Consider the following 13,820-nt stretch of genomic DNA (forward strand, 5'->3'; position numbering starts at 1 on the left):
TATGGGATGGAAGGAAGCCGCTGAACCGGTCTTAACACGGATGCCCGCAGTGCGCCGTCCGGAGGGGCACGTCCCCTTCAAGCGCAAGCTGGCGTGGACGGCCGGCATCCTGATGTTGTACTTCTTCCTGACGAACATCCAGCTGCTCGGCATCGAAGCCGGGCAGGCAGACGACCTCTTCGGGGAGTTCCGTGCCGTCCTCGCGGGCGAGCACATGTCCCTGCTGCAGGTCGGTATCGGACCGATCGTCACGGCAAGCATCGTCTTGCAGTTGCTCGGTGGTGCGAACCTGTTGGGTCTCGATACGGACGACCCACGTGATCAGGTCCTCTACCAGGGACTGCAGAAACTGCTCGTCATCGTGATGACGGCGTTAACTGCGCTTCCGATGGTGTTCGCCGGCGGCTTCCTGCCAGCTCAGCAGTCGCTCACGCTCGGCGGATTCACCTTCGATCACACCCAGATTCAGCTGCTGATGTTCACCCAGATCTTCATCGGCGGCGTCCTCATCCTCTACATGGACGAGGTCGTCAGCAAGTGGGGTGTCGGCAGCGGGATCGGGCTGTTCATCATCGCCGGCGTGAGCCAGCGTCTCGTGACCGGGTTCATCCAGCCCACCGAAGGTGGGTTCTTCTACAACTGGTACCTGATCCTCACGGGTCAGATGGAGGTCGGTTCGCTGGTCTCCGGTGACGGGTTGTACACCCTGTTGATGGGTGATGGCGGACAGATCATTGCGCTCCTGACGACGCTGCTGATCTTCGCAATCGTCGTCTACGCGGAGTCCGTGCGAGTGGAGATCCCACTCAGCCACGCCCGCGTCAAGGGTGCTCGCGGTCGCTTCCCAGTGAAGCTCATCTACGCGAGCGTCCTGCCAATGATCCTCGTTCGAGCGCTGCAGGCCAACATCCAGTTCATGGGGCAGATCATGTACTCCCAGCTGGGAGACAGCATGCCGTCCGTACTCGGAACCTTCGGCCCTGACGGCCAGCCCGTCGGTGGGTTCTTCTACTACACGGCACCGATCTACTCGCCCGACGACTGGATGTGGTGGACCGGTGAGGTCGCCCAGGAAGCCTGGATGGTGATGATCCGCATCGGCGTCGACCTGACGTTCATGGTCATCGGCGGTGCCATCTTCGCCATCTTCTGGGTCGAGACCACCAACATGGGGCCTGACGCAACCGCCCGCCAGATTCAGAACTCCGGTATGCAGATCCCCGGCTTCCGACAGAACGTCGGCGTCATCGAGAAGGTCATGGAGCGGTACATTCCGCAGGTGACCGTCATCGGTGGCGCACTCGTCGGCCTGCTCGCCGTCTGGGCGAACATGCTCGGCACGATCGGTGCGGTTACCGGGACCGGCCTGCTGCTGGCCGTCTCCATCACCTACAAGCTCTACGAGGAGATCGCCGAAGAGCAGATGATGGAGATGCACCCGATGATGCGCGAGATGTTCGGTAAAGAGTAGACTGCCCTACGCAGTCTCTTGCAGTTCTTCGATTGCTAGTCTATCGCTGTTTTGCGGTCTGTTCTTTTCCACGCCGTCTCGTCTCGTGAGACGCGTCTCAGTAGATTCCGTGCAGTGGTGTACTGTTTTCCTCGTCCGGCGGTGCTGTTCGCTCATCCCGCGTCTTTCGGCTCTCATCACTCCCACTCATCACTCACCACTCCGCTCTCGTCTCTCGTTACTCACGACTCCGTTCTCAGCTCCCATCACTCACCACTTCACTCTCAGCTCTCGACTCGCAACTCTCGCGTTACTATGGCTGTCTCCCGTTCAAACCCATGACCTTCTAGTCGTTCGTGTTGTCTCCACAGCCAGCGACAGTGAGCCACAGTTCGCTCAGCTACACCACCGGACTCGAGTCCGGTATGACTCGTGCCCAATTCAAGTCAGGAGAACGTGAACGACATCGGAATACCGAACGTCAGACCGGTCGACGCGAAAGCGACTCACAGTCTCGGACTCACCCCTCTCCGCTCTCGGTTTCCCTTTCGACGACGATCTCCTCGCCGTCCCACACACCGACGCCGTGGAGCGTCGTCTCTTCGTCGACGACCGGCAACGACTCGAGTTCCTGTCCAGGCGCATCCCGGTCCACTGACTCAGGGAGACCGAGGTCGGCGACGTGAACGTACGTCCGTTCGGGCTGGTCTTCAACCGCCGTTCCGCCCGGAACGAGCTCGGCCGGCCCGACCTGATCGACCAGGGTTCCCAGATCCTCGACGGTTGCGCCGCTGGTAATGCGGACGGTATCGTCACCCAGTTCGACGCTCGTTCGCGTCAGGTCGAGATTCCACTCCTCGAGAATGTCGACGAACTCCGACCCGGTCTGACCGCCGAGCGGGTCCGGACCGAGCGACTCCGTGATGAAGCCGAGGGTTCTGTCCGCGACCGTCGATCGCGGGAGTTCGAACTCGCCGTGCAGGTCGAGTTCCCCATCGACATCCGTGGCAGCGAGCGAGAACGAAACCGCTGCAGGCTCTTCGAACCCGCGGTCCGTACGCTCCTCGACGTACTCGCTCCAATTGTCGGTCGTCCCGGTCACTGTCGCGTCAACTGTCGCCTGCGGGACGGCCGCCGTCTGCTCGTGATCGTCGTCTCCCGCCTCGTCGGCATCGATCACATTGACCGACGCGTTCCACTCGGTCGTCGTCCGGAGATCCGCTGCGGCCTGTGCAGCCAGCGTCTCCGCGACGCGTTCGTCGGGTGTCAGATTCGCTGCTGACGCGTCGTCCGTCGTGTTGGTAGCCGTCCCGTTCTCGTCTCCGGGGGCAGTCACATCCGCCAGCGCCCGCGCCGTTTCCTGATAGTTCCCGACCGCGACATCCCAATCGACCACTGTTCGCGTCTCCGTTTCCGTCTGCGTCGTCGTCCGCGATACCGTGACCGTCTCGAGGTCGAGCGCCGTCACCCCGCTCGCGATCTCGGACGCCTCCTGTGTGGACACCTGGGAGTGGTCAGCCAGTTCGGTCGCTACCATCGCCTCGATTCCGTCGTCGATCCCCGTGTACGTCACGGTGTACTCGAGTTCGAGTCGAGCCGTTTCGTTCTGGCTTTCGACCCCGTCGGTCTCCACGACCGCGTACTCGTGGTGGTGGAGTTCTACGTCGCTTTCGCCGTCGAACGTTGCAGCGATGGTGTCGTACTCTGCTTCGAGCGCGTTCGAGAGTGCCGTCTGGTCGGCAAGGATCGCATCGTCACTCGTGTTTACGTACTCGAGTTGGCTGACCGAGAGCCGGTAGCCGTCGGAGAGTCCGTCGTCAGTGAGCGTGAGCTCGGTGCTCGCAGCGGGCGTCGTGTTCCCGTCCTGCGCTGCGTTCGAGGCTCGCTCGTGAACGACGGCCCACTGCCCGCTCGTGGTAACGGTTTCGGGCGTCATCTCCATCGTGCCGCTCGTTTCCGCGGCCGTCGGCGGCTCCGAAACGGTCTGTACCGGTGTCCCGTGCTGTGCTCGCGTCGTCTCCGTCGCCTCTGCAGCCATCGGTCCCGGCATCTCGGTGATCGCCGTTGTACTCGAGAGCGAGGCGTCGAATTCGTTTGCGTCCGGCGAGTATTCGCCGTCGACATCGATCGTCAGCGCGGTCTCGCCGGTGGGCTGGGCGAACAGTTGGTCGAGGTCCTGTTCGAGGTCGAACGAGCCCAGTGCCGTCGTTGCCGTCGGCTCGTCACCGCCGGCAGAACTGCCGGACTCACCTGCTGACTCGAGTTCGCTTGCGGACCCGCCTGACAGCCCCAGTAAGAGCTCCGTGAGCTGTTGTGTGACGTCCGCACCGAGCTGGGTCGATCCGTCCGCCGAATCGGATTCGTAGACGAGTACACCGCTGTCGTCAGCCAGGAGGTAGAGTTCGTCCGCCTCCCCCATCTCGTCTGCAGCCGCTTCGGGGGTGTCGTAGGCCGTCATGTGCGGTGGTGTGTCGGCGGTGAGCAGCGTCTCCGATGGAGCCTCGCCGTACGTGTACGTAAATCCGAGACCCAGAACGGCGATTCCAGCGAGGACGGCGATGCCGACGGCGATGAGGAGCTCTCGCCGGCTCGTCGAGCCGCGGTCGTCACGCTGGAAGCGCCACCGTGTCATATGATGCAGTTGCGACCCGGGCGTTATAAAACACGATAGTATGTGTGATCGTCCACGAGCGTGGACTGTCGCTCTTTCTGTTACGGATGGTGCAGAACGTGTGAGTACGCTGGCGCTGTCGTACGGTCAGAGCGCCATTGTCACTGGATAGACGAAACGAATGGAGAGGAGGGGAACGAATACGTAACGAACGGATAGCTGAGGGATGAGCGGTGAGAGACAGAGCGCGAGAAAGAGGGTGAGAAATACGAGCAAAAACGAACCGGTCGTCGGCCGATACCCGCTGGGAGACCGATTACTGAATGGAGTATCCCGCTGCGATGGTGAGCAGGAACACCATGAACACGGCGGTCGCCATCATGTACGTGATGGACCGCGGCTCTTCGATCAGGTGCTGGTAGTAGGCAGCGATCAGTCCAATCTTGGCTACTGCGAGCAGTATCGTCCCGCCAATTGCGATCGAGTACGCGAAGTCGAACTCGAAGAAGACGAACTTCCCCGTACCCAGTACCAACAGCAGGACGTAAATGATGGTGTACGTTCGAAGGTCAGCCATTAGCGTAGAATTGTGAGCGTCGGTTACTTATACCTTCCTCATGCGCCCCGTCACACCGGTGTGGTGGCGATTATGTTCGCGTACAGCTGGCGTCGTCGCTCACTGGTTACTGGAAACGAACCAAAACGCAAAATCAGAAACCTGTGTAGCGAACCGGCGCTACATCAGGTAGAACAGTGGGAACAGCAAGACCCACACGATGTCGACGAAGTGCCAGTAGAGTCCGAAGAACTCCACCGGGCGATGATCCTCGAGATACGCATCGACGCTGATGATCCGGTAGATCATGAACACGGCGATGAACAGTCCGAGGATCACGTGGAGTGCGTGCAGGCCGGTCGTGACGTAGTAGATCGAGTACTCGAGGCCGTACCACCAGTACTCGCCGTCAGCGAACTTCACGCTGTACTCGTAGGCCTTCACGCCCATGAACGTCAGCCCAAGCAGGAGGGTCGCCGTCATAGCGCCGAGCAGCCCCTTCTTGCTCTTCCGTTCGGCCATCACGAGCGCGAGGATGACCGTGAAACTCGACGTGAGCAGCACGTAGGTGTTGAGCAGACCTGGCCAGGAAGCGAACGGCACAGTCGTCCACTCGTGCCAGCCCATGTGGATGCGCATGAAGACGTACGCACCGATGATGGCACCGAAGACGACGACGTCAGATGCCAGGAACACCCAGACACCGAACTTGGTGTTGCCGACACCGCCGAACGGCCAGCGCTCTGCGATGTTCATCTCCGGCACTTCGAAGTCCTCCATGCCGAATTTGTACAGCGTCACACCCATGATACCGATCCCGAGCACCGTCAGAATCGGATACAGCATGCTCGGTTCGGGTACGGTAGTAAGTCCCTCGGGCGGGTTTGGCGTTCCTTCGGCGAAGTCGACAATGTAGGGCGTCAGCCCTGACAGGCCGAGGAAGAACACGAACGTCCCAACACCGATACCGAACGGCCAGATGCTGGCGTGGTCGGCGTGTTCCTCTTCGTGCTCGATTCCGGCCTCGGCTTGGTTACCCTGTCCGTGTGCGACCCCGCCGTCCGTCGCAGCCGGCGAGTCCTCAACGAACTCGAGTCGGCCGCTGGCGTAGCTTGGTCGGCCGTCCCAGTTCTCGAGCGGCGGTGGGGATGGAATCGCCCACTCGGCCGTTCGGGAGAACTCCCACGGGTTGTCGGGAGCCTCGGGGCCGGAGACCCAGCTCTTTGCGAACGTCAGGATCATAATCAGGAACGACGCGCCGAGGATGAACGCCCCGACGGTCGCAACCTGGTGGTAGGTCTGGGCACCCTCGGCAAAGTGGAAGACACGCCGTGGCGTTTCCCAGGCGAGGAACATCGGGAAGTACAGCATGTTGAACCCGATGAAGTAGACCGCGAAGTTGAGTTTGCCCAGCGTTTCGGAGTACATCTTTCCGGTGATCTTTGGCCACCAGTAGTAGAGGCCGGCGACCAGTGCGGTCACACCGGAGACCATCACGTAGTGGAAGTGTGCGACGACCCAGTAGGTGCCACGGAACTCGTAGTCCAGCACGACGGCACCGAGGAAGACCCCGGTAATACCGCCGAGGATGAACAGCACGAGCGCACCGAGGCTGAACAGGAACGGGGTCGTGAATCGCACGCGACCCTTGACCATCGTGTAGATCAGCGCGAAGACCATCAGGTCGAACGGCAGCGAGATCCCGATGGTCGTCGCCATCATCAACGTCTTGATCTCCAGGTTGATGGTCGTCAGGAACATGTGGTGCATCCAGACGAGGAACGACTGGACGGCCACGAGGACCATCGCGATGATGACCCACTTGCGGCCGACGAGGCGTCGTCCGGTGAACGTCTGGAACGTCTCGAACATGATCCCCAGTGCGGGGAAGAAGACGATGTACACCTCCGGGTGACCGAAGAACCAGAACAGGTGTGCCCACAGCAGGCTCGACCCCTGATCTGTCGCGAAGTACTGCGTCAGTAAGACGCGGTCACTCACCAGCAACAGCAGTGCAGCGAGCAGCGCTGCGAACGCGAACAGCATCATCCAGACGGTCAGGAGCCACGACCAGGTGAACATCGGCATGTTCCAGAGGCCGAGCCCCTCCGCACGGGAGCGATGAATCGTTACGAGGAAGTTCACCGTCCCGATCGTGATCGAAATCACGAACAGCATGAGCCCGAGGATGACGGCGTTGCCACCCGTCGTCGCCTCCATCGCGGGTGTGTACGTCGGCACGTTCAGTGGCGCGTACATCGTCCACCCGCCAGCGAAGGTGCCCTGCTGGAAGAACGAGATGATCAGCAGTACGCCCGAGAACAGGTAGAACCAGTAGCTCAGGGCGTTCATCCGCGGGAACGCGAGGTCCTTCGCACCGATCTGCAGCGGCACGAGGTAGTTTGCGAATCCGGAGGCGATCGGTGAGAGGAACCAGAACACCATCAACAGCCCGTGTGTGGTGACTGCCTGGTTAAACTCGTTCCCGGACAGGATACCGACTCCGCCTGGCTCCCAGAGCTGGATCCGGAAGATCAGCGCCATCGCGCCGCCGAGCAGGAGGAAGAAGATAGCGGTAGCGATGTAGAGGATCCCGACGTCTTTGTGGTTCGTCGTGACGAGCCAGCGCTTGACCGTCGTCATTGGTGGGAGATCAGCCATTATTCGTCACCTCCCTCGTCGGTTTCCTCGCCGTCACCGTCGTCGTTCGTTTCTTCGTCTTCTTCGTCAGCTTCCTCTTCCTCATCCTCATCATCAGTTTCGTCGTCTTCAGCTCCCAACTCGACCGTGTAGGTCTCGTCAATTGGCTCGGTGAAGTCGACAGTCTCCTCGATCGTCTCGAACTCGTCGTCAGTCGAGGTGATGGTCAGCTCGTACGGCCCACCCTGTTCGATCTCGCCGATCGTGATGGAGCCGTTCTCGAACTCATCGTCCGTGTACGTGAAGCTGAGGTCCTCCTCGAACTGGTCGTTCTCCTCGTGGACGAGCTCGAGTTCGAAGCCGTCAGTGACGCGCTCTTCGTTCTCGTCCTCGAGTGTTATCTCCATCGTGAGCTGTTCGTCGACCCACTGTTCGAACTCGTCTTCAGGGAGAACCGTCACGTCGGCAACCATACCGGAGTGGCCGAAGCCACACAGCTCGAAGCACTCGATCAGGTAGTCGCCGTCTTCTTCGGCGACGAACCAGGTTTCGTCAGTCTCGCCTGGGATCGCGTCAGCCTTCACGCGAAGCTCTGAGATCCCAAATGTGTGCCAGACGTCCCGTGATGTCACCTCTGTCCAGATCGGTGTATCAGCGGGAACGACGAGCTCACCGCCGGTCTCGATACCGTTCTCGTATTCGAAGTCCCAGCCGAAGGCCCAGCCTTCGACGTCGACCTCGAGTGCCTCTTCGTCAGGGGTGTCCGGTCCGTCCTCGACGACGAGGAGCATCCCGTAGGACCACACAACCAGCGAAATGACGATGATGGCACTCAGTCCGAACGAGAGGAATAGCTTCTTACCGCCCTGTCCGCCTGTCGGAAGTTCTCCGAGCGTCGGCAGATCCTCGTCGGCCTTCGAGTCGCCGTTATCACGATACTTGTACGCGTTGTACAAGGTGTACGCGACAACGACGACACCGACGAGCGTCCCGAGACCGAGGAACACGAGGAAAATTTCCTCGAAGATATCGACCCGGGTCTGCACCTGCATCGGAGTCGTGTATGCGTTGAAGATCGTATTCACCTCTATTGGAGCCGCCTATATGTCGGACGGTGGTTTCCGGGACCACTTATCTATTTGGAAACGGGCCGACGCGTTCAGATTTGCCGGATGCTGTCTGTCGATGGCTCGCGTCAGCATAGTCTGCCCGTCGACATGGTCCTCGGGTTGCCTGTTGGAGTCTGTCCTCTTCTTTCTATCGTTGGCGATGCGCGATTTTCGTTAGAAACCCGGAGTATTTCCCTGCCGCGAGGCGACCGATGCGAACAGGTTCGGCACAGCTGATTCACGTTGTGGCTGTGTACACACCGAACTCCGTCTCTCACACCGAGTTACGCTCGCGCGCGGATGCCTACTGAAATCAGAGAGTCGGTCGTGGAAGGGTATTCACCTGACCGTACACACACTCACAGAGAGACACAGTATACACGCGCAAAGCCCCACAACGTACCGTCCAACGGGTACTACCAGTCTTCGCAGCGACGTGCAAAGGCCCGATACACGATACCCGACACTCGATACCCGATACCCACCTCTCTCAGCGCACTGGACAGAGCGCAACCCTCTATACTGTTGCTCTCTAACCACGACGTATGCCAGAAGACGTTCTCTTCAAATTCGAACAGCAACTGAGCCGCGACGAGATCGCCGCCTACCTCCGTGCCGCAGCCGACAACTTAGAACAGGGCGAGGACATCACCCTCTCTGCCGGCTCCGACTCCGTCACCATGTCGCCACCAGCAAACCCAACGTTCGAGATCAAAGCCGAACACGAGTACTCGAACGAGTCCGATCCCGGCGAACTCAGTATCGAGTTCGAACTCGAGTGGAAAAAGGGCGCAGACACCGACGACTCGGCGGATGGCTCGCTGCAGATCGAGTGAGCTGATCCTGAAATACGTCTACAGCACAGCTACCTACGGGTACAAAACAGCTGCCTACCGAGAATACTGATCCCGTCTAACTACCAATCCGGCTCAAATCAAAGTTCGACGACCCACACCCGAAACGACGACGGTAACCCATATACCGTCCGAAAGACGGCGTCGATAAACTGACCGATCCGGTTCGGATCCGCTTTTGCACTGACGTGGACGTTGACGCCGTCGGCATCTTCGGGCCGGGTAATCTCCTCAATTTTGAACACAGGGAAGTCGTTCAACAGCTGTTTCAGACGGTCGAGCTCCTGGTCGGTGCAGTCGAGGTTGATCGTGCCGTCACCGAACTGCAGCCACGGAACACCGAGTGACGGGTCCAGTTCTAGGTCGTCTTCAGCCTCACTTTCACTTACATTCCCACTCTCCGACCCGCTTCCTTCGTCGTCACCAGCATCGTCGCTCTCGAGTGCCGTCTCATTCTCAGTCGTACTCGAGTCGAACACGCTCTCGTCCGCTTCGAACGTGACGAATCCGCTTGCACGCGTTCGGTGTGCTGTAATGGCGTCGACGTACAGATTTCGGCGATCTGCGGGCGCTTCGGCATCGAATCTGGTCATACAGCAGTAGATGTGCCCGTTTCTTTAAGCCTTTATGCGCTGGCGCTGAACGAGCAGATATGGCACAGCCACGAATCTTGATTCTCGGGGCTCCCGGGGCAGGCAAAGGGACACAGAGTGCGAATATCACCGACGAGTTCGACGTCGAACACGTCACGACTGGTGATGCGCTCCGTTCGAACAAGCAGATGGATATCTCCGACATGGACACGGAGTACGACACCCCGGGCGAGTACATGGACCAGGGCGAGCTCGTCCCCGACGAGGTCGTCAACGCTATCGTCGATGAAGCACTTTCCCAGACCGACGGCTTCGTCCTCGACGGCTATCCGCGGAACTTAGAGCAGGCGGAGGAACTCGAGGGGATGACCGATCTCGACGTTGTGCTCTATCTGGATGTCAGCGAGGAGGAACTCGTTCACCGCCTTACCGGCCGGCGGATGGATCCCGAGACGGGTGAGATTTACCACGTCGAGTATAACCCGCCGGAGGATCCCGAGGTCGAAGACCGACTCGAACAGCGTGAGGACGACACCGAGGAGACCGTCCGCGAACGACTTCGCGTTTATCGAGAGAACACGGAACCGGTCGTGGAGTACTACGACGACCAGGGGACACTCGAGCGCGTCGACGGCGAGCAGGCACCCGACGACGTTTGGGAGTCAGTGAAAGAGACGATCGAATCGACAACGTAGACGAACTACGGACTATCTCCCTCGGTTATCGATATTCACTTCGTGATGAGCGACGTTGAGGTACGTTAGCTGCGGCGGCAATGTGTAGGTGTCTGGGTAGAGATCGATTTCGTTGTTCTCGAGTTCGTCGTCGTATTTGAAGGAGACTGAGGCAGAGTGGACGTTTGTCGATGACGCAACGAGCGCACCAGTGAAATCGACGTCCGACTGCATGCAGACCTGTTCCGAACACTGTCCCTGGTGGAACACCTCGTTCTCTGTGTCACCCCAGGGTTCATCACGCGGGGCATAGATCGTTCCGTGGAAGGAGGATTCTCCAGGCCCAATGCCAACGTGAGTATTCGAAGTCCCGTACAACTGTAACTGACCCGCGTTCCCGTCCGTTACGGAAACGTTTCCGCCTTCGATATCGAGATGGCCTGTCGTATATATTCGCAGTTCGTTATCCGAACCGTCAGGATCCGCGACAAGCTGGCCTTCGACACTCGTGTTTCCATCGACGATAATCGTCGTATTCCCGGCTGACGTGTCGACGACCAGTTCATCTTTACCGTCGATCGTAATTTCGTCCTCGAAGTACGTCTTGTTGCCGGCGATGGTTCCATTCGTCGTCGGAAGTGAATCGTCGTCTTCGTGGTCGTCAATCATCTCCTCGATGACTGGATCAAGTTCGGGCATCGATCCCTCTCTGACAGTCCCGTTCTCTACGTCGGCGTTTTCGAAGTCATCGAAGTTCTCGGAGACAACCATACCGTCTTCGAACGCCTCATCAACGTTCAGGTAACCAACCCGGACTTCGACGGTCCGATTATCGTGGTCGACGTTTCGGACAACCGTGTCACCCGCCTGCTGCTCGAAATAGGACTCCCAACCGCGATAGTATTCGCTCTCGACGGTGATCGTTACGCTCTCGTTCTCGACGACGGCAGATTCACGAAACGTCGTCGTCTCCTCGTGGCTGATACCGACACCCCCGGTCCCGAGGTCCTGTTCGCCGCTCACCGTGACCACTGGCAACGTCAGCGTTTCAGTGGTCTTTTCGTAATAGATTGGTGGAGAAGAGATAACTCGCGTTTCGTTGCCAGTTTCGCGGAAAACGCTTCCCGCTTGATATGCTAGAATCGTTCCATCCTCTCCTTCGTACTCAATCGTTCCGATGGTGAGGTCGATGTCCTTATCAAGCGCCTCCGAGGAAACAGTGATATTTCCGGTATCTTTCTTTACGATTGCGCCGTCGTTGCCAACCTCGAGATCCATCGACTGGAGTACATCAGTATTTGACGAGGCAGTACTCATCTGTTGACTCAGTTCCACGAACGCGGTTTCGACGCGCTCCTGCTCGGAACTCTGCTCGAGACTGGTGACGGTTTCACCGGCGACGAGAAAAATACCTGTGCTAACTGCTGCAACCATTCCGATCAGTATCACGAACCCGATCATAGCGGACTGGGCCCGTGATGACTGTCGGGACTGAACTCCCGAACTCCGTCTGAGCATAGCATTCCCGCTCGCTCGTCAGTACATGAATTACATCGTTTGATCATACCATTCAGAACAGTTCACATTCGTTTCTTCGATAGTTATATGCATTGGTAAGATACCGATTCTACCGTCGCCCGTGGCCGACACCCGAGTGGACGATTTTGAACGATCCCAACGTTCTCACGACAATACGACTCTGCTGACGAAATCTGTGTGTAGTCGTCAACGAGAATCAACTGGGCGGAGCCAACGATACTGCCAGACGATTACGGGAGCGAAATCAGACGACGAAAGAGTTGGTGAGATGAGACGATTACGAGTCGACGGACACGTCGTGTTTTGCAACGTTCAGATACGTAATCTGTGGTGGGAGTTGTCCACCATCTTCCATTCGGGGCTCGAAGTTCGTGAGGTCGGTGTCGTGCCAGATTTCGCTGTTTCCACCGCTAATGTCGACAGTTCCAGTGACGACCGAGCCGTAGATATCCGCAGTCCCACCACCGCCATCGGATTTGACGGTCCCGCCTGGTGCGTAAACGATCCCTTCGTAGTGATCGTTTCCACCGAGTTGCATCTCGAAATCACTGGTGCCGTATACCTGGAGATACCTGGAATGCAGGTTCGATTCGTCGGGTTCACTTCCCTGTCCCGCTCCCGGACTGTACGCGGACTCTCCGACGTACATATCAGCGTTTAAGTCAAAGCTTCCGTTGGTGTAGAACTGAACCTCGCCCGAAGTTTCTTCCCATCCCTCGACTCGAATTTCGTCGTGAACCTCGAGATCGCCATCGACGATAACTGTGATATTCCCGTTGGATACGTTGAACTCATTCACATCATACGATGTTGTGTCGAAGTTATCACCAACGTAGTAGTCACCCGCTGTGATTTGCTGTGAATCTGTTGGGAGTTCGTCGTACTCGGTCTCGGCGTTCTCGACCATCGACTCTATCTCACTATCGATGGGGTCGATTTCCACCTCTTCACCGTACATCAGATTCCCATGTATTCCGGCATTAGGGTTGTTTGGATCAGCCGGTTGTTCGTCCGAGACGACTGCGTTTTCGAAGACGGCCTCAATGCCAGTGTATCCCAATTCGACTGTGACGTAGCCGTGTGTTTCGTTGATCGCTTCCGATTCTGTGATGGCATTTTCTCCCGCTTGTCGCTCGAAGTAGTTTTCCCACCCTTTGTAGTACTGGCTCGTAATATTGATCGTCACGACGTCGTTCTCGATAACGTCACTATCACTGATCAGTGTCGTTCCGTCGTGATCTAATTGCATGCTCCCGGAGTCAAGTGCGCCTTCATCATCGAGTTCGACAACTGGGAATGAGAGTGTTTGATCTTTGAAATGAACCGGTGGTGCAGAAACCACCTGTGTTTCGTCCATCGTCTCTCTGAAGACACCACCTGCCTGATAGGCTATTCGGTCGCCGTTTTGCCCTTCATACTCGATTGCACCGATCGAAATATTTTCATCGAACGATGAACCGTATATGTGAATATTCCCCGTATTTTTCAGTACTATCGCACCGTCCTCACCGGTTTCGATGTCCATCGACTGGGTGATGTCACTGTTCACCGCAGTTGAAGACAGTTGTTGGCTCATCTCAACGAACGCTTGTTCGACACGCTCGGTCTCAGCTTGCTGTTCTGTTCCGGTTATTGTCTCGCCAGCAACGAGCAAGACACCAACACTAACTGCTGCGACCATCCCCACCAACAGGACGAAGCCAAGTAGTGCCGACTGCCCGCGCTGCGAGACAGCACCCCACCCGCAGCAGTCTCGTCCGATCATTGTCCAGTGTATTGACTATCAGTATAATA

At 58.1% G+C, this 13,820-nt stretch carries 10 protein-coding genes; 3 read left to right on the top strand and 7 right to left on the bottom strand.

The window, feature by feature from the left end:
- The first annotated feature begins 1 nt into the window (after position 1).
- On the top strand, positions 2-1,471 hold the full coding sequence (gene secY / locus BBD46_RS00435) for a preprotein translocase subunit SecY (RefSeq protein ID WP_071399809.1): 1,470 nt from the start codon (positions 2-4) through the stop codon (positions 1,469-1,471).
- Between the two features lie 499 nt (positions 1,472-1,970).
- Here the strand turns inward: secY and BBD46_RS00440 are convergent, their stop codons facing one another.
- From BBD46_RS00440 to coxB, 4 genes are all read right to left on the bottom strand, one after another.
- Complete coding sequence (locus BBD46_RS00440) at positions 1,971-4,082, bottom strand: hypothetical protein (protein ID WP_071399810.1); 2,112 nt, start codon at positions 4,080-4,082, stop codon at positions 1,971-1,973.
- A gap of 295 nt (positions 4,083-4,377) precedes the next feature.
- Entirely contained in the window at positions 4,378-4,638 is a 261-nt protein-coding gene (locus BBD46_RS00445; RefSeq protein WP_006651545.1) for a cytochrome C oxidase subunit IV family protein, read from the bottom strand.
- A gap of 159 nt (positions 4,639-4,797) precedes the next feature.
- Complete coding sequence (locus BBD46_RS00450) at positions 4,798-7,278, bottom strand: cbb3-type cytochrome c oxidase subunit I (RefSeq protein WP_071399811.1); 2,481 nt, start codon at positions 7,276-7,278, stop codon at positions 4,798-4,800.
- The gene (gene coxB / locus BBD46_RS00455; protein ID WP_071399993.1) at positions 7,278-8,309 is read right to left on the bottom strand and encodes a cytochrome c oxidase subunit II; all 1,032 of its coding nucleotides are present in this window, start codon (positions 8,307-8,309) and stop codon (positions 7,278-7,280) included. The genes BBD46_RS00450 and coxB overlap by 1 nt, the downstream gene beginning before the upstream one ends.
- A 602-nt stretch (positions 8,310-8,911) precedes the next feature.
- On the opposite strand from coxB, the gene BBD46_RS00460 reads away from it, so the two are divergent.
- Positions 8,912-9,202: an amphi-Trp domain-containing protein gene (locus BBD46_RS00460; protein ID WP_006651548.1), complete on the top strand. Its 291-nt coding sequence runs from the start codon at positions 8,912-8,914 to the stop codon at positions 9,200-9,202.
- Between the two features lie 98 nt (positions 9,203-9,300).
- Here the strand turns inward: BBD46_RS00460 and BBD46_RS00465 are convergent, their stop codons facing one another.
- A complete protein-coding gene (locus BBD46_RS00465) occupies positions 9,301-9,813 on the bottom strand; it encodes a hypothetical protein (RefSeq protein ID WP_071399812.1) in 513 nt (170 codons plus the stop codon).
- A 59-nt stretch (positions 9,814-9,872) separates the two neighbouring features.
- Here BBD46_RS00465 and BBD46_RS00470 point away from each other — a divergent pair, with 59 nt between their 5' ends.
- On the top strand, positions 9,873-10,508 hold the full coding sequence (locus tag BBD46_RS00470) for an adenylate kinase (RefSeq protein WP_071399813.1): 636 nt from the start codon (positions 9,873-9,875) through the stop codon (positions 10,506-10,508).
- Positions 10,509-10,520: 12 nt separating this feature from the next.
- Here the strand turns inward: BBD46_RS00470 and BBD46_RS00475 are convergent, their stop codons facing one another.
- The gene (locus BBD46_RS00475) at positions 10,521-12,005 is read right to left on the bottom strand and encodes a DUF7289 family protein (RefSeq protein ID WP_420883929.1); all 1,485 of its coding nucleotides are present in this window, start codon (positions 12,003-12,005) and stop codon (positions 10,521-10,523) included.
- 298 nt (positions 12,006-12,303) lie between these two features.
- Complete coding sequence (locus BBD46_RS00480) at positions 12,304-13,791, bottom strand: DUF7289 family protein (RefSeq protein ID WP_139173449.1); 1,488 nt, start codon at positions 13,789-13,791, stop codon at positions 12,304-12,306.
- Positions 13,792-13,820 lie beyond the last annotated feature (29 nt).

Origin of the sequence: Natrialba sp. SSL1, assembly GCF_001861355.1 — an archaeon.
Lineage (GTDB): Archaea > Halobacteriota > Halobacteria > Halobacteriales > Natrialbaceae > Natrialba.